15 protein-coding genes are annotated in these 16,248 nt (G+C 65.0%); 10 read left to right on the forward strand and 5 right to left on the reverse strand.

The features are described 5' to 3' along the window. Positions 1-13: 13 nt before the first annotated feature. From sdhC to SBA_RS06905, 4 genes are all read left to right on the forward strand, one after another. Positions 14-409, forward strand: coding sequence for a succinate dehydrogenase, cytochrome b556 subunit (gene sdhC, locus SBA_RS06890; protein WP_224548734.1), 396 nt, complete (start codon positions 14-16; stop codon positions 407-409). Then, on the forward strand, positions 409-801 hold the full coding sequence (gene sdhD, locus SBA_RS06895) for a succinate dehydrogenase, hydrophobic membrane anchor protein (protein ID WP_224548735.1): 393 nt from the start codon (positions 409-411) through the stop codon (positions 799-801). The genes sdhC and sdhD overlap by 1 nt, the downstream gene beginning before the upstream one ends. Continuing rightward, positions 798-2,612, forward strand: a complete 1,815-nt coding sequence (sdhA, locus tag SBA_RS06900) for a succinate dehydrogenase flavoprotein subunit (protein ID WP_261936329.1) — start codon at positions 798-800, stop codon at positions 2,610-2,612. Before sdhD ends, sdhA begins: the two co-directional genes overlap by 4 nt. A gap of 84 nt (positions 2,613-2,696) precedes the next feature. Beyond that, positions 2,697-3,770 carry a D-alanine--D-alanine ligase family protein gene (locus SBA_RS06905; RefSeq protein ID WP_261936330.1) on the forward strand — a complete coding sequence of 358 codons (1,074 nt, stop codon included), beginning with the start codon at positions 2,697-2,699 and terminating at the stop codon, positions 3,768-3,770. Between the two features lie 182 nt (positions 3,771-3,952). Here SBA_RS06905 and SBA_RS06910 read toward each other — a convergent pair whose 3' ends face one another. Continuing rightward, positions 3,953-4,414, reverse strand: coding sequence for a vgr related protein (locus tag SBA_RS06910; protein WP_261936331.1), 462 nt, complete (start codon positions 4,412-4,414; stop codon positions 3,953-3,955). Continuing rightward, entirely contained in the window at positions 4,411-4,884 is a 474-nt protein-coding gene (locus SBA_RS06915) for a copper chaperone PCu(A)C (RefSeq protein WP_261936332.1), read from the reverse strand. Before SBA_RS06915 ends, SBA_RS06910 begins: the two co-directional genes overlap by 4 nt. Positions 4,885-5,058: 174 nt before the next feature. Here SBA_RS06915 and dnaK point away from each other — a divergent pair, with 174 nt between their 5' ends. Beyond that, complete coding sequence (gene dnaK / locus SBA_RS06920; protein WP_261936333.1) at positions 5,059-6,960, forward strand: molecular chaperone DnaK; 1,902 nt, start codon at positions 5,059-5,061, stop codon at positions 6,958-6,960. Between the two features lie 66 nt (positions 6,961-7,026). Continuing rightward, positions 7,027-8,169, forward strand: a complete 1,143-nt coding sequence (gene dnaJ / locus SBA_RS06925) for a molecular chaperone DnaJ (protein ID WP_261936334.1) — start codon at positions 7,027-7,029, stop codon at positions 8,167-8,169. Between the two features lie 112 nt (positions 8,170-8,281). Here dnaJ and SBA_RS06930 read toward each other — a convergent pair whose 3' ends face one another. Then, positions 8,282-9,577, reverse strand: coding sequence for an amino acid permease (locus tag SBA_RS06930; protein ID WP_261936335.1), 1,296 nt, complete (start codon positions 9,575-9,577; stop codon positions 8,282-8,284). A gap of 197 nt (positions 9,578-9,774) precedes the next feature. Between SBA_RS06930 and SBA_RS06935 the strand changes: the two genes are divergently transcribed. Then, complete coding sequence (locus SBA_RS06935) at positions 9,775-9,924, forward strand: hypothetical protein (RefSeq protein WP_224548753.1); 150 nt, start codon at positions 9,775-9,777, stop codon at positions 9,922-9,924. Positions 9,925-9,983: 59 nt separating this feature from the next. On the opposite strand, the gene SBA_RS06940 is transcribed toward SBA_RS06935, so the two are convergent. Then, on the reverse strand, positions 9,984-11,786 hold the full coding sequence (locus SBA_RS06940; RefSeq protein ID WP_224548754.1) for an acyl-CoA dehydrogenase C-terminal domain-containing protein: 1,803 nt from the start codon (positions 11,784-11,786) through the stop codon (positions 9,984-9,986). Positions 11,787-11,829: 43 nt separating this feature from the next. After that, positions 11,830-12,240 carry a MerR family transcriptional regulator gene (locus SBA_RS06945; protein WP_224548755.1) on the reverse strand — a complete coding sequence of 137 codons (411 nt, stop codon included), beginning with the start codon at positions 12,238-12,240 and terminating at the stop codon, positions 11,830-11,832. A gap of 108 nt (positions 12,241-12,348) precedes the next feature. On the opposite strand from SBA_RS06945, the gene SBA_RS06950 reads away from it, so the two are divergent. From SBA_RS06950 to SBA_RS06960, 3 genes are all read left to right on the forward strand, one after another. Continuing rightward, entirely contained in the window at positions 12,349-12,756 is a 408-nt protein-coding gene (locus SBA_RS06950; RefSeq protein WP_261936336.1) for a DUF2946 family protein, read from the forward strand. Between the two features lie 144 nt (positions 12,757-12,900). Next, positions 12,901-14,937 (forward strand): TonB-dependent receptor family protein, encoded by a 2,037-nt coding sequence (locus SBA_RS06955; RefSeq protein WP_261936337.1) that lies wholly within the window; start codon positions 12,901-12,903, stop codon positions 14,935-14,937. Between the two features lie 14 nt (positions 14,938-14,951). Beyond that, positions 14,952-16,223 (forward strand): PepSY-associated TM helix domain-containing protein, encoded by a 1,272-nt coding sequence (locus SBA_RS06960; protein ID WP_261936338.1) that lies wholly within the window; start codon positions 14,952-14,954, stop codon positions 16,221-16,223. The last annotated feature ends 25 nt before the right edge of the window (positions 16,224-16,248 follow it).

The following is a 16,248-nucleotide window of genomic DNA, read 5'->3' on the forward strand; positions in this document are numbered from 1 at the left end:
GACTAGGGTAGACATGGCGCGTTCCAACAGCCGGCCGCTCTCGCCGCATTTGACGATCTGGAAATGGGGACCGGCCATGGCCGTGTCCATCATGCACCGCGTGACGGGCAATGGCCTTGCCACCGCCGGCGCGCTCGGCCTCATCTGGTGGCTGATGGCCGCCGCGACCGGTCCGGAGGCCTATGCGACCTTCGTCAAGTGCGCGACATCGCCGATCGGCTATCTGGTGATGATCGGCCTGACCTGGTTCTTCTTCCAGCATCTCTTCTCGGGCCTGCGGCACTTCGTGCTCGACATGGGCGCGGGGTATGAGCTGAAAAATAACAAGATGTGGTCGATCGCGACCTTCGTCGCATCGCTGCTGGTGACCGGCTTCGTCTGGCTCACCATCTTCGGAAAGGCGCTCTGATGGGCAACGGTACTGGCATCGGTCGCGTTCGCGGCCTGGGTTCGGCGCATCATGGCGCGCATCACTGGCTGGCGCAGCGCTATACGGCCGTCGGCAATCTGCTGCTGACGCTGTGGCTGCTGTTCAGCCTGCTGAGCCTGCCCGGCCTCGATTATGAAAGCGTCGTCGGCTGGATCGCCAACCCGGTGGTCGCCGTGCCGCTGATGCTGATGATCGTCAGCATCTTCTGGCACCTGCGCCTCGGCATGCAGGTGATGCTGGAGGATTATGTCCATGACAAGGGCCTCGCCTTCTTCTCCATGCTGCTGCTGAATTTCTATGCCTTGGGCGGCGCTGCCGCGGGCATTTTCGCGATCGCCAAGATCGCCTTCATTGGGGTCGTCAAGCCATGACCGAAGCCTATAAGATCATCGACCACACCTACGACACGGTCGTCGTGGGCGCGGGCGGCTCCGGCCTGCGCGCGACCATGGGCAGCGCCGAAGCGGGCCTCAAGACCGCCTGCATCACCAAGCTGTTCCCGACCCGGTCGCATACCGTCGCGGCGCAGGGCGGCATCGCGGCCTCGCTGGGCAATAACAGCCCCGACCACTGGACCTGGCACATGTACGACACCGTCAAGGGGTCCGACTGGCTGGGCGACCAGGACGCGATCGAATATATGGTGCGCGAAGCGCCTGCGGCCGTGATCGAGCTGGAACATGCCGGCGTGCCGTTCAGCCGTAACGAGAATGGGACGATCTACCAGCGTCCCTTCGGCGGCCATATGCAGAATATGGGCGCCGGCCCGCCGGTGCAGCGCACCTGCGCCGCGGCCGACCGTACCGGCCACGCCATGCTGCACGCGCTGTATCAGCAGTCGCTGAAATACGACGCGGACTTCTACATCGAATATTTCGCCATCGACCTGATCATGGAAGACGGCCCGAACGGCAAGGAATGCCGCGGCGTCATCGCCATCTGCATGGAAGATGGCTCGATCCATCGCTTCCGCAGCCATGCCGTCGTGCTGGCGACGGGCGGCTATGGCCGCGCCTATTTCTCCGCCACCTCGGCGCATAGCTGCACCGGCGACGGCGGCGGCATGGTGCTGCGCGCTGGCCTGCCGCTCCAGGATCTGGAGTTCGTGCAGTTCCACCCGACCGGCATCTATGGTGCGGGCGTGCTGATTACCGAAGGCGCGCGTGGCGAAGGCGGCTACCTCACCAACTCCGAAGGCGAGCGTTTCATGGAACGCTATGCCCCATCGGCCAAGGATCTGGCGTCGCGCGACGTCGTGTCGCGGTCCATGGCGATGGAAATGCGCGAAGGGCGCGGTGTGGGCGAGCATAAGGATCATATCTTCCTGCACCTCGACCATATCGATCCCAAGGTGCTGGCCGAACGCCTGCCCGGCATCACCGAAAGCGGCAAGATTTTCGCGGGCGTGGACCTGACCCGCCAGCCACTGCCGGTTACGCCGACCGTGCATTATAATATGGGCGGCATCCCCTGTAACTATCATGGCCAGGTTGTGACCAAGAAGGGCGACGATCCCGAAGTGATCGTGCCCGGCCTGTTCGCGGTCGGCGAAGCGGCCTGCGTGTCGGTCCATGGCGCGAACCGCCTTGGCTCCAACTCGCTGATCGACCTTGTCGTGTTCGGCCGCGCCACCGGCCTGTTCCTCAAGGACAACCTCAAGCCCAACGCGTCGCACAGGGCGCTGCCGGCCGATGCGGCGGACCTGGCGCTGTCGCGCCTCGACCATTATCGCAATGCCAAGGGCAGCACGCCGACGGCGGACATCCGCCTCGACATGCAGCGCACCATGCAGAAGCACGCCGCCGTGTTCCGCGACAGCGCGCTGCTGGCCGAAGGCGTCAGCCAGATGCAGGCGGTCAACAAGCGGCTCCAGGACGTCAAGGTCACCGACCGTTCGCTGATCTGGAACACCGACCTCATCGAGACGCTGGAACTGGACAACCTCATGAGCCAGGCCATCTGCACGATGGAAGGCGCCGAAGCCCGCAAGGAATCGCGCGGCGCCCACGCGCACGAGGATTTCCCGAACCGCGACGACGAAAACTGGATGAAGCACACCATCAGCTGGTTCGAAGGCTGGGGCGGTTCGGGCGGCAAGGTGACGCTCGATTACCGGCCGGTCCACGACTATACGATGACCGACGAAGCGGAATATGTGAAGCCCAAGGCGCGCGTCTACTAAGACCGTATCTACGGCTCAACATTCTGGAGGGGGCGAGCCGCAAGGCTGGCCCCCTTTTCGATTCTGGACGGGAATGATGACGATATGACGCAGGACGCGGTGGCCATCCTCTATCAGGCGCTGCCGCCGCCGGTGATCGACGGGCTGCGCAAGGATGCCAAGCCCGGCGGCTATTCGGATGGCGGCGCGGATATCGGCTTCGTGCTGCGCGGGCAGGGGCATCATGTCCTGACCCCGATAGCCGATCCCGATCCGATCCGGCCGCTGGACTGGGTGTTTCCCGATACCGCGGAAGGCATCGCGGCGGCGATCGCGGCGGGTGCGACGATCCTCTGGGCGAACAGCGTGCTGTTCGAAGGCCATCCGATCGAAACTGTCGTCGGGCAGGTACGGATCGTTGGGCAATTGCCGACCCTGACGCAGCGCTATGACGACAAGTTCACGACAAACCGGATGCTGGAGGAAGCAGGCCTGCCAGTGGCACGGTCCTTCCTGATGGCGCAGGCTACGCGGCCGGGCGTATGGGCGTTGGCCGATGTAGAGGCTGCGCTGACGCAGGCGGCCCTGACCTTGCCGCTGATCGTGAAGCCGGTGCGCGGGCGGGGCAGTCAGGGCGTCACGCGAGTCGCCGATCTGGCAGCGCTTCGCACGGCGGCGATCCTACTGATCGAGGACGCAAAATTCGGTGATACGCTGATCGTCGAGGAATATCTGGATGGTGAGGAAGTCACGGTGACATTGATGCCGCCAGCCTCGCCGCTCCCGTCGGGGGCGGTGCGGGCCGCCCACTGGCCGCTGCGCCCGGTCCGCCGCTTCGACCAGAAGGACGGCATCGCTCCCTATAATGGCGATGTCGCGGTGACAGCCAACAGCGTGGCGATCGACGTGGAGGAACTGGCGACACCGGCCGTGCAGGCGATGCTGGCCGCCTGTGTCCGCGCCGCAGGGCTGGTGGATGCGCGGGCGCCGATCCGCATCGACTGCCGGGCCGCTGCGACTGGCCATTTCAAACTGTTCGATCTCAATATGAAGCCCAACATGACCGGCCCCGGCCGTCCAGGCCGTGACGATCAGGACTGCCTGTCCGCCATCGCGGCGCGGGCGGAAGGTTGGAACTTCGCGCGGCTGCTGAAGGCGATGCTGGCGGCGGCCTGGTGACAGCATGATCGGCAGCAAGCGACCAACATCGGACATGTGCCCGCTCGCGGGAGGGGGTTAGGGGGTGGGCAGGACGTCGCAACGGCCCACCCCGCTGCGACCAACGCGCTCCGTGCGCAAGTCTCGCTGCCCCTCCCGCAAGAGGGAGGGGCATGGCGGAAAAGTAGCCAAATCAGCCCCGCTTACTCTCTGAACGGCAACAGCGCCTCATACACCGCCACCCCCGGCTTACCGGCCACCGCGACGCCCCGTCGCAGCAGAAACGCATGTCGCACGATCTCCGCCTGCTGCTCGATGCCGTAACGCGCGAACGGCTTGCCCGGCACGACGTCATAGCCATAGCGGCAAAAGGGATGGCGCATCAGCGGCAACCACCACTTGCCCGACCGCTGGGCCTGCCAGACATGGGTCATTTCGTGGATGAAATGCCCCTGCAAATGCAGCGGCCCGTCACAAAAATCCGCGCAGAACAGGCCGCTATCGGGGTGGAACCACAGGTTCCCATCCGGCGCCATCGTCACGCCCTTTGGCTGGAACGGCCACCATTTGCGCTCATGCACCCGCACCCGGCCATAGTCGATTGCGTCGCCGAACATGCCCCGCGCCAGCGCGACCTCCTGCTCCGTCAGCGCGCGGCTGCTCAATGGCCCTCATGCCCTTCCGGCTTGGGCGAAGCCGCACCGGCGGCTTCGGGCTTGCGGATCACCGCATCGACCAGCAGCCGGTCGCCATTGCCCATCAGGAAGGTGAGTTGCATCTTGCCCCGGCTGATCGCGGTGTCGTTGATGCCCCACAGCATCAGATGCTTGCCGCCAGGTGCGAAGGCGACCTGGCCCTTGGCCGGCACATCGACCGTGTCGATCGCCTCCATCGTCACCATCCCGTCCTTGTCGATGCTTTCATGCATCGCGACCTTGAGCGCATAGTCGGTCAGCACCCCGCGCAACTGCGTGCCCGCATCGCCGCCATGGATGACGAAATAGCCGGCCGACGGCCTGTCCTTGTTCGGCGAAAGCTGCACCCAGGCCTGGTCGATATAGCTGGGCGCTGGATCGCCGCAGGCGCCGAGCAGCATCGGTGCGGCAAGGGCGAAGAGGATAAGGGGCGCGCGCATCGGATGCTCCATGACTGTCTCGTTTCCGGTCGAGAGCATAGGTAATCGCCACAACTTCTTGTGCCAAGCGAAAGCGCGCCTATATCCCACCTGCAAACCGGCCTTGCCTTGGCGCTTATGTGAGGTATTGGGCCGTCAACCGCTGAATAGAATTTGGGGTTCAAAGAGGACACAATGGCAAAAGTTATCGGTATCGACCTTGGCACCACCAACAGCTGCATCGCCGTGATGGATGGCGGTAAGCCCAAGGTCATCGAAAATGCGGAAGGTGCGCGCACCACGCCCTCGATCGTCGCCTTCGCCAAGGATGGCGAGCGCCTGATCGGCCAGCCGGCCAAGCGCCAGGCGGTCACCAATCCGGACAACACGATTTTCGCGGTGAAGCGCCTGATTGGCCGCCGCTTCGACGATCCCATGACCAAGAAGGACATGGAACTCGTCCCCTATGACATCGCCAAGGGTCCGAACGGCGACGCCTGGGTCAAGGCCGGTGGCGAGGATTACAGCCCGTCGCAGATCAGCGCCTTCATCCTGCAGAAGATGAAGGAAACCGCCGAGAGCTATCTGGGCGAAACCGTGACGCAGGCGGTCATCACCGTTCCCGCCTATTTCAACGACGCCCAGCGTCAGGCGACCAAGGATGCCGGCCAGATCGCCGGGCTGGAAGTGCTGCGCATCATCAACGAACCGACCGCGGCGGCGCTGGCCTATGGCCTCGACAAGCAGGACGGCAAGACGATCGCGGTCTATGACCTTGGCGGCGGCACCTTCGACATCTCGATCCTGGAGATCGGCGACGGCGTGTTCGAAGTGAAATCGACCAACGGCGACACCTTCCTGGGCGGCGAAGATTTCGACGCCAAGCTGGTGGAATATCTGGCCGCCGACTTCAAGAAGGCAGAAAGCATCGACCTGACCAAGGACAAGCTGGCCCTCCAGCGTCTGAAGGAAGCCGCTGAAAAGGCGAAGATCGAGCTGTCCTCGGCCCAGACGACCGAAGTCAACCTGCCCTTCATCACTGCCGATCAAAATGGTCCCAAGCATTTGGTGAAGACCATCACCCGCGCCGATCTGGAGCGTCTGGTGGCGGACCTCATCAAGCGCACGATGGAACCCTGCAAGAAGGCGATGGCCGACGCAGGCGTTTCGGCCAGCGAGATCAGCGAAGTCGTTCTGGTCGGCGGTATGACCCGCATGCCCAAGGTGCGCGAAGCCGTGAAGGAATTTTTCGGCAAGGAACCGCATACCGGCGTGAACCCGGACGAAGTCGTCGCCATGGGCGCGGCGATCCAGGCGGGCGTGCTTCAGGGCGACGTCAAGGACGTGCTGCTGCTCGACGTGACGCCGCTGAGCCTCGGCATCGAAACCCTGGGTGGCGTGTTCACCCGCATGATCGACCGCAACACCACCATCCCCGCCAAGAAGTCGCAGGTCTATTCGACCGCCGACGACAATCAGCAGGCGGTGACCATCCGCGTGTTCCAGGGCGAGCGTGAAATGGCGGCGGACAACAAGATCCTGGGCCAGTTCGACCTGCTCGGCATCCCGCCCGCACCACGCGGCGTGCCGCAGATCGAAGTCACGTTTGACATCGACGCCAATGGCCTGGTCAACGTGTCCGCCAAGGACAAGGGCACTGGCAAGGAACAGCAGATCCGCATCCAGGCGTCGGGTGGCCTCAGCGACTCCGACATCGACCAGATGGTGAAGGATGCCGAACGTTTTGCTGAGGACGACAAGAAGCGTCGCGAGGCGGCCGAAGCGAAGAACAATGCCGAAAGCCTGGTCCACACGACCGAAGCGCAGCTGGCCGAACATGGCGACAAGGTCGATGCCAGCCTGAAGGGCGAGATCGAAACCGCGATCGCCGACACCAAGGCGGCGATCGAGGGCGGCGAGCCCGAAGCGATGAAGGCCAAGGCGCAGGAACTCGCGACCGTCGCGATGAAGCTTGGCCAGGCGATTTACGAGAAGGAGCAGGCTTCGGCCGCCGCTCCGGGTGCGGACGCGCCCAAGGCCGATGACGATGTCGTCGACGCCGAATTCTCGGAAGTCGACGAAAACAACAAGGCGTAAAACTATGCCCATCGCCCGTCATTCCGGCGCAGGCCGGCATGATGGGCGATGCAGGCGGGGGCCTCTATGACCACCGAAGTTGATTATTATGAGCTGCTCGAAATCGAGCGCACCGCCGACGGTGCGGTGATCAAAAGCGCCTATCGCAAGATGGCGATGAAATATCACCCGGATAAGACCGGCGGATGCGCGGACAGCGAAGCGAAGTTCAAGGCCGTGTCCGAAGCCTATGACTGCCTGAAAGACCCGCAGAAGCGCGCGGCCTATGACCGGTTCGGCCATGCGGCCTATACCCAGCAGCAACAGGGTGGCGGCGGCGGCGGTTTCCGCGGCGGCGGCGCGGGCGGCTTTTCCGATCTGGGCGATATTTTCGAAACGATCTTCGGCCAGTCCGGTTTCGGCGGGCAGGGCGGCGGACGCCAGGCCAATCGCCGCGGCGCGGACCTGCGCTACGATATGGAGATCACGCTCGACGAAGCCTATCATGGCAAGAAGACCGAGATCGAGATCGAGGTGTCTACGGCCTGCGATAGCTGCGAGGGATCGGGCGCGCAGCCCGGCACCGGCGTCAAGACCTGCGGCACCTGCAAGGGTCATGGCCAGGTCCGTGCGCAGCAGGGCTTTTTCGTGGTCGAACGCACCTGTCCATCCTGCCACGGTGCAGGCCAGGTGATTGAAAGCCCGTGCCGTTCCTGTCGCGGCGAAGGGCGCACCGACAAGCCCAAGACCCTGTCGGTCAACATCCCCGCCGGCGTCGATGAAGGCACGCGCATCCGCCTGTCGGGCGAGGGCGAGGCTGGCGCGCGTGGCGCACCGGCGGGCGACCTCTACATCTTCCTGCATGTGAAGCGGCACAGCCTGTTCGAACGCGACGGCACGACGTTGTTCTGCCGCGCGCCGGTCAGCTTCACGACGGCTGCGCTGGGCGGTTCGATCGACGTGCCGGGTCTGGACGGCAACCGGCACGAGATCAAGATTCCCAGCGGTATCCAGTCGGGCAAGCAGATCCGCCAGCGCGGCGGCGGCATGCCCGTGCTGAACGGGCGCGGCCAGGGCGACCTGGTGGTCCAGATCGACGTCGAGACGCCGACCAAGCTGACGGCGAAGCAGAAGGAACTGCTCGAAGCGTTCCGTGAGACGGAAACCGGCGAAGAATGCCCGCAGGTCAGCGGCTTCTTCTCCAAGCTCAAGGATCTGTGGGCGGATTGAGCGCCTGCTACGCTCAGGGTTAGTAACGTACAGCGTGTTCCCGCGTAGGCGGGAACCCAGTCCCGCCGTCTGAACTGGATTCCCGCCTGCGCGGGAACACGGCGTGCGTTGCTCAATCGGCGGTTCGCTCCCGCCGCGCCCACCAGTAGAAGGGCAGGCCGGCCGCCATCAGCAGGATGCTCGACCCGCTGGCCACTAACCCAGCGCCCCACAATGTCCAAAGCGCATAGCCCAGCCCGATGACCGCCGCCGGCACCACCAGCCGGAACCGCAAGCTCGCCAACGCGCAACCCACATAGAGCCACAAGGTCGCTGACGTCGCCAGCAGCGCCATCGCCGTGAACAGCGCCACCAGCCCTTGCAGGCTGTTCGCTATCAGCAACAGGCTGGCCAGCAACGTGGACAGGATCAGCCCGCGCACCGGCGTTCCCTTGGCATTGGTGCGCGCCAGCCAGCGCGGCAGTTCGCCTGCGCGGGCCATCGCCAACGGCACTTCCCCCTGCAACAGGGTCCAGCCATTGAGCGCGCCCAGGCAACTCACCACCACGAAGATGGCGATATAGCGCGCCGGTCCCGGTGACCAATAATGGCTCACGAACGCTCCAAAGGGTGATCCGGTCTGGGTTTCCGCCGCGGGCAGGGTCAGGGCGATGCCCGAACAGACCAGCAGGTAGATCAGTCCCGTCGCCGCCGTGCCGATCAGCGTGGCGCGCGGGATGGTGCGGGCGGGGTCGCACACCTTGTCTGCCGCGACGCTGGCGGATTCGAAGCCGAGCAGCGCCCACAGCGTCAGCGCGGCCGACGCGGTGATGCCCGCGCCGGTCAACCCCTGTGCGGGAAAGGGCGCGACCTGCGCCTCGCCGCTGCCCAGGATCAGCACCAGCAGCACCATGACCACGATGATGGGGATCAGCTTGATGCAGGTCGTGGCGATCTGCGTCATTCCCGCCGCCCGCGCGCCGATCAGGTTGACGCCGGTCATTGCCCAGAGAAAGCCGATCGAGCAGATCGCACCGACGCCCGGCTTCGCCAACACCGGCAGCACGCTGCTGAGGTTCGCGGTCGCCGCCACCGCGATGGTGACGTTGGTGATGATGATCGACAGCCAGTAGATCCAGCCGATCGCGAACCCCGCCAGCGGCCCATAGGCGCGCGCGATCATCTGCGACGCATTGGCGTCGGGCAAGGCGACGGTCAGCCGGGCGATGACGAAGGCCAGCACCAAAGACCCGGCGATGGTGAAGACCCACCCCGCCACCGCATCCCAGCCGAACGGCGCGAGGGCGGCGGGCAACAGGAAAACGCCCGATCCGATCATATTGCCCATGACCAGCGCTATGCAGGCGGCCAGACCCAATGTGCGGGATGCGGAGGGCGTCGAAGGCGCGGCGATGTCGGGGGCTTGCATGGGTGGATGCTAACGGGAGCCGGGAGTGATGGCTAGTGTTTCAGGGTGCTGCGTGCTCCTGCAAATACTATGATGCGGGTCATGGAATACATTAACTGCAATCGCCTTGACCCGCATTGCATTTGCGAAGGCCCGCCCAAAAGCCCAGATGAACCTTGATGCTGCAACGCAGCAAATCCATCAATCGAGGCTCTACGATGTTTTCCCTTCTGTCGCTCTATTTCGCCTATCGCCGTGATGTCGTCACCGCCGAACGCTATATCGCCGGACTGGCCAAGGTGCAGGCGCCGGTCGCGGACGATGTGACGCCGACGCCGGTCGAGGAGCAACTGCCGCTCGCGGCCTGACGCAAAGAAAAGGGCGACCCACAGGCCGCCCTTCCTTCGCACGATGCTGGTCGTTACGATCAAGCCGCCAGAAACATATCCGGGTCCAGCGCCATCAGCGCGTCGGCGCCGCCCTCGATCTTGCGGCGCAGCGATCCAGCGTCGGGCATGATGCGTTCGGCAAAGAAGCGCGCCGTCACCAGCTTGGCCTCCAGGAACCTGGCGTCCCCTTCGCCCGCTTCCAGCAGCGTCACCGCCGCCTTGCTCATGCGTAGCCACATCAGCCCGGTCGCGACGATGCCCATGATGTGCATATAATGATGCGCGCCGGCCCCGGCATGTTCGGGGTTCTTCATCGCATTCTGCATCAGCCACATGGTCGCCGCGCCCAACTGGGCGCTCGCCTTTTCCAGCGCCTCGGCAAAGCTGCTCAGCTTCTCATGCCCCTTGGCGTCGGCCACCTCGTCCGCGACGATCTTCAGGAAGGCCTGCAACGCCCGCCCGCCGTTCATCGGCAGCTTGCGGCCGACCAGATCCATCGCCTGCACGCCGTTGGTGCCTTCGTAGATCTGGGCGATGCGCGCGTCGCGCACATACTGCTCCACGCCATTTTCCCAGATATAGCCATGGCCGCCGAACACCTGCTGGCAGGCGACCGCCACGTCGAAGCCCTTGTCGGTGCCATAGCCCTTGATGACCGGGGTCAGCAGGCTGATCAGGTCGTCGGCGGTCTGGCGCTCTTCTTCCGTGGCGGCATGGTGCGACAGGTCGACCTGCAATGCGCCCCACAGGATGAAGGCGCGCAGCCCTTCGGTGATCGCCTTGGCCTCCATCAGCATCCGGCGCACGTCGGGATGGACGAACAGCGTGTCGGCCTTTTCGTTCGGCTCCTTCGGTCCGGTCAGCGCCCGGCCCTGACGGCGATCCTTCGCATAATGAACCGCATTCTGGAACGCGATCTCCGCCTGGCCCAGCCCCTGCAGGCCCACGCCCAGCCGCGCGGCGTTCATCATGATGAACATCGCGGCTAGGCCCTTATTCTCCTCGCCCACGATCCAGCCGGTCGCGCCGTCATAATTCATGACGCAGGTGGCGTTGCCGTGAATGCCCATCTTATGCTCGATCGACCCGCAGGACACGGCATTGCGGTCGCCCACTGTACCGTCGTCACCGACGAACAGCTTGGGTACGACGAACAAGGAAATGCCCTTGCTGCCTTCGGGCGCGTCGGGCGTCTTGGCGAGGACGAGGTGGATGATATTTTCCGACAGGTCATGTTCGCCCGCCGAAATGAAGATCTTGGTGCCGGTGATGCTGTAGCTGCCATCGGCCTGTGGTACCGCTTTCGTCTTGATGAGGCCCAGGTCCGTGCCGCAATGCGGTTCGGTCAGGTTCATCGTGCCGGTCCATTCGCCCGACACCATCTTGGGAATATAGCGCTGCTGCAATTCGGCGCTGCCCTTGGCGATCAGCGCCGCGACCGCGCCGGCGGTCAGGCCATGATACATTTCGAACGCCTGGTTGGCGGACAGCACATATTCGTCCACCGCCGTCGCCAGCACGCTGGGCAGGCCCTGGCCGCCAAATTCCGCCGGGCCGTGGATCGTCGTCCATCCGCCCGCGACGAATTGGTCGAACGCCGCCTTGAAGCCGGTCGGCGTCGTCACGCTGCCGTCCGGATGCCGGGTGCAGCCTTCCTTGTCGCCCACCGCGTTCAGCGGAAACAGCACTTCGGACGCCATCTTGCCGCCTTCGGTCAGGATCGCCTCGACCAGGTCGGGCGTGGCGTTCTCGAAGCCGGGGAGGTTGGCGTAGCGGTCCAGCCCGACCACATGGTCCAGCACGAAACGGGTGTCGCGAACGGGGGCGGCATAGCTGGGCATGGTCTTCTCCTGCGATATTTTTATTGAAGGGTAGGGGAGGGAATTAGCGCTGTTCGATGGTCGCGACGAAGGCGTCCAGTTCGGCAATCGCAGCGTCGATATCTTCTTTCTGCCGGGTCAGAAGGTCGATTCGCGCCTTGCACTTGTCCACGGTGACGCGGCGCTGGGCCTCATGCTCTTCGTCGGCGTCGTACAGATCGATCATCTCGCGGATTTCGGTCAGGCTGAAACCGACGCGCTTGCCGCGCAATATCCAGGCGAGCCGGGCGCGGTCGCGCCGCGAATAGATGCGGGCCAGCCCCTGCCGTTCCGGCGAGATCAGTCCTTCATCCTCATAGAAGCGCAGCGCGCGCGCGGTGACGCCGAACTCCTCGCTCAGGTCGGTGATGCTGTAGCTCTGCCGTTCGCTATGGTCGGGCAGTTCGATTCCGGCGATGCTGCTGCGGTTGTCCATCCATAAGGATGTAAATCGACTTTACGTTTACGTCAAGGTTAGTAAGCGGCGCTCGTTGGACCTTTTTGACCGGATGACAGAACGTCCCGTCGCCGCTAGGGAAGCGCCATGATGGGGGCGATCAGACAATCGGAGGGCGCGCGCGACTGGCTGGCCGCTCTGGCGCTGCTCGTCCTCGCCATCCAGTTGATCGCGCCCGCAGGCTTCATGCCGGTGCGCACCGAAAAGGGCGTCGTGGTGACGCTATGCACCGGGCAGGGCGCGGTCAATGTCGTGGTGCCCCGTGGCGAGGCGCCGGGCAGGCATGGCCAGCCGGACGATGGCATGACCGGCCAACAATATTGCCCCTTCGCCGCCTCGATCCAGCCCGTGGTGCCGCCGCTCGTCGCCGCCGACCTGCCGTTGCCGGCCTGGCAACTGGCTTATGGCGTTATAGCGTTCGCGCTCAAGACCGGCGTCATCGCACGGCTGGCCGCGCCGCCGCCGCCCTCATCCGGGCCACCTGCGACTTTCTGATTTTCCACGCGCTCTCGTGCCAGGATGACGTGTTCCCGTGAAGGCGGGAAACCAGTCCTGCCGTCCGACCTGGGTTCCCGCCTACGCGGGAACACCCGGATTCGAGCGCCGATCCTGCATTTTCCATTTCCAGAAAGTCGTTCCATGCGTCCTATCCATGCCGCGCGCAGCCTGTCGCTGTGCGCCCTCATTCTCGCCCTGTCCGCCGTTCCCGCCTTTGCCGAAGACGCCGAACACAGCGCCATCATCGTCACCGCCAGTCCCGCCGTAGAGGCCGCCGCCGCCCGCGTGCAGCGCACCCCCGGCGGCGTCGATGTCATCGCCGCGGAAGCGTTCGAGAATAAACTCGCCGTCTCCCTGCGCGATGCGCTGGCCTTTTCGCCGGGCGTCTATACCCAGCCGCGCTTCGGGCAGGAGGTACGGATATCGATCCGCGGATCGGGCCTGTCGCGCGGCTATCATATGCGCGGGCTGACGCTGTTGCAGGATGGCGTGCCGATCAATTCCGCAGACGATAATGGCGATTTTCAGGAACTGGACCCGCCGCTCTTCCAGCATATCGAGGTCTATCGCGGCGGCAATGCGCTGCGCTACGGCGGATCGACGCTGGGCGGGGCGATCAATGCGGTGACGCCGACCGGCCGCAGCGCGCCGGGGGCGGAGCTGCGCATCGATGGCGGCAGTTTCGATACGATCCGGGCCAAGGCCGCCTATGGCTATGCCGACGACCATGGCGACGCCTATGCCGCGCTGACCGCCGACCGATCCGACAGCGACCGCGCCCATGGCGATCGCAAGGCGCTGCGCTTCAACGGCAATGTCGGGTTGAAGCTGAGCGAGCATGCCGAAACCCGCTTTTACGCCAGCGCCCAGACGATCCGCCAGAAACTCGCCGGTGCGCTGAGCGAGCGGGATGCCCTGAACAATCCGGCCAAGGGCAATGTCACCGGCGATCAGGCCCGCGACATCGATTCGATCCGTCTGCAAAATCGCACGACCGTTGACTTTAGCCATGGCGCACTCGCCTTCGGCCTCTTCTACAACGCCAAATCGCTGTCCCATCCCATCTATCAGGTGATCGACCAGAAATCGGAGGATCGGGGCGTCTTCGCCAGCCTCGATCTGGCCGGCGACCTGGGCGGCATGCCGCTGGAACTCACGCTGGGCAGCCAGGCCCGTTTCGGCGCGGTGCAGGCGCGCCAGTTCGTCAATACCGGCGGACGCAGCGGCGCGATTACGGCCAACGCCCGGCAAAAAGCCCAGACCATCAACAGCTATGGCGAAGCGCGCATCGCGCCGGTCGCCAATCTCTGGCTGATCGCCGGCGGCCTCTACAGCCATGGAGAGCGCCGCATCGCCAATCGCTTCGCCCCCGCGCGCAGCGGCAATGCGGATTTCGACGCCTTCGCGCCCAAGGTTGGCCTGCTCTACCAGCCCTCGCCGGCCGTGCAGCTCTACGCCAATTATAGCCGATCGGTCGAAATGCCCGGTTTTGGGGAACTCAGCCAGACGCCCGCAGGCGGCGCGCCCGGCTTTACCCCGGTCGGCCTGCAAAGGGCATGGACCGCGGAGGTCGGCACGCGTGGCCGGCGGGGCATAGCGCGCTGGGACGTCAGCCTCTACCGCGCCGACATAAGGGGCGAGATGCTGCAATATAGCGTGGTGGCCGGCACCATCCCCGCCGCCACCTTCAACGCCGATCGCACCCGGCATCAGGGGCTGGAGGCCGGCCTCGACCTGATATTGGCGCCCTGGGCGACGCTGCGGCAGGTTTATAGCTATAGCGACTTTCGTTTCCGCGACGACATGCAGTTCGGCGACAATCGCCTTCCAGTGGTCCCGCGCCACGCCTATCGCGCGGAATTGACGCTGGGGACGGACCGTCTCAGCCTGTCGCCGGCGATCGAATGGCTGCCGCAGGGCGCCTGGGTCGATTATGCCAACACGAAGCGCGTGGGTGGCTATGCGATGCTGAACCTGGGCGCGCAGGCGCAGGTGCGCAATGGCCTCACCCTGTTCCTCGACGCCCGCAACCTGACCGCCCGGCGCGCGATCGGCGATATCAGTGCGCTCGTCCGCTACACGCCGGACAATGCCGCCACCGCCGCCGACGAAGGCAGCGTCGCTTTCTACCCCGTCGAACGCCGCGCGGTTTACGCCGGCGTGCGTGCGCACTTCTGACGGGGAGCCGAACCATGGCGGAAGGCGCATTCTATCGGGCGATGTGGCGCTGGCATTTTTATGCCGGTTTGATCGTCCTGCCCATATTGGCGTTGATGGCGGTGACCGGCGCGCTCTATCTCTACAAGTCGGAGGTGGAGGCCTTGCTCTACCCGATGCGAATTACCGCGCCGCCCGATGCGCGGCCATTGCCGCCCTCGAAAATCATTGCGATATCGCAACGAATATCGGGCTATCGGGTTACGCAGTTGTTGATCCCGGCTGCTCGGACGGAAAGCTGGCGGGTCACGGCCAGGGCCGAAAATGGCGATTCAACTGTCCAACTCGTTGACCCATTTAACGGTCGCGTCCTCGGCGCGATGCATAGTGGCGGGGTCATGAAGACGATCAAGGATCTGCACAGCCTGGCGCTGACCGGCCCGATCGGCAACCGGCTGGTGGAGGTCGTCGCGGGCTGGGCGATCATTTTATGCGTCACCGGCGTCTATCTGCGCTGGCCCCGCCGGGGACAGCCCGCACTGGCGATCCGGGGACGGACCGCCGGGCGGCTGTTCTGGCGCGACCTGCACGGCACGCTGGGTTTCCTGTCGGCTGGCGTCATCCTGTTCCTGGCGGTGACGGGGATGCCCTGGACCGACATCTGGGGTGGCGGATTGCGCGCGGTCGTCGCCGCCAACGATTGGGGCCGGCCGAAAATGGCGGTCATCCCATGGACCGCACCGGCCAGGGACGCGCTGCCCTGGACCCTGCGCGACGGCGGCGGCGCGGTGGGGACCATCGGCGACATCGGCGTGGATGCGGTCGCGGGGATCGCCGCGGCGCGCGGGCTGCGCCATGGCTATCAGATCATCCTGCCGTCCCATCCCGGCGCGCCCTATCTGGTCGCGAGCCTGGTGCAACGCGCCGACGACGCCCGCGCCCTCACCATCGACGCGGCCAGCGGCGCGGTTGTGCAGAATATCGACTGGCGCATGTTCGGTCCGGGGGCGAAAGCGGTCGAATGGGGCATCGCCGCCCATCAGGGCCAGCAATATGGCGAGGCCAATCGCCTGCTGATGCTGGCGGGCTGCCTCTGCCTGCTGGCGCTGTGCATCACCGCGCCGATCCTGTGGTGGAAGCGGCGCAAGCATGGCCGCCTGCTCGCGCCGCCCGCCACCACGCCCGCCGCCCGGCGCATGGTCGCAGCGCTGATGCTGGGACTGGGCATATTCTTCCCGCTCACCGGCCTGTCGATGCTGGCCGCGCTGGCGGGCGAATGGCTGGTCGGGCGGGTGCGGATGGCCTGACCGCCATTTCATTTCCGGTCCCGAC

The sequence above is a fragment of the Sphingomonas bisphenolicum genome (genome assembly GCF_024349785.1).
Lineage (GTDB): Bacteria > Pseudomonadota > Alphaproteobacteria > Sphingomonadales > Sphingomonadaceae > Sphingobium > Sphingobium bisphenolicum.

Coding starts and splice junctions, on each gene's coding strand:
- SBA_RS06935 (WP_224548753.1), top strand. CDS start 9,775: ATGTTTTCCCTTCTGTCGCTCTATTTCGCCTATCGCCGTGATGTCGTC.
- dnaK (WP_261936333.1), top strand. CDS start 5,059: ATGGCAAAAGTTATCGGTATCGACCTTGGCACCACCAACAGCTGCATC.
- SBA_RS06915 (WP_261936332.1), bottom strand. CDS start 4,884: ATGCGCGCGCCCCTTATCCTCTTCGCCCTTGCCGCACCGATGCTGCTC.
- dnaJ (WP_261936334.1), top strand. CDS start 7,027: ATGACCACCGAAGTTGATTATTATGAGCTGCTCGAAATCGAGCGCACC.
- SBA_RS06930 (WP_261936335.1), bottom strand. CDS start 9,577: ATGCAAGCCCCCGACATCGCCGCGCCTTCGACGCCCTCCGCATCCCGC.
- sdhD (WP_224548735.1), top strand. CDS start 409: ATGGGCAACGGTACTGGCATCGGTCGCGTTCGCGGCCTGGGTTCGGCG.
- SBA_RS06940 (WP_224548754.1), bottom strand. CDS start 11,786: ATGCCCAGCTATGCCGCCCCCGTTCGCGACACCCGTTTCGTGCTGGAC.
- sdhC (WP_224548734.1), top strand. CDS start 14: ATGGCGCGTTCCAACAGCCGGCCGCTCTCGCCGCATTTGACGATCTGG.
- SBA_RS06905 (WP_261936330.1), top strand. CDS start 2,697: ATGACGCAGGACGCGGTGGCCATCCTCTATCAGGCGCTGCCGCCGCCG.
- sdhA (WP_261936329.1), top strand. CDS start 798: ATGACCGAAGCCTATAAGATCATCGACCACACCTACGACACGGTCGTC.
- SBA_RS06955 (WP_261936337.1), top strand. CDS start 12,901: ATGCGTCCTATCCATGCCGCGCGCAGCCTGTCGCTGTGCGCCCTCATT.
- SBA_RS06960 (WP_261936338.1), top strand. CDS start 14,952: ATGGCGGAAGGCGCATTCTATCGGGCGATGTGGCGCTGGCATTTTTAT.
- SBA_RS06945 (WP_224548755.1), bottom strand. CDS start 12,240: ATGGACAACCGCAGCAGCATCGCCGGAATCGAACTGCCCGACCATAGC.
- SBA_RS06950 (WP_261936336.1), top strand. CDS start 12,349: ATGATGGGGGCGATCAGACAATCGGAGGGCGCGCGCGACTGGCTGGCC.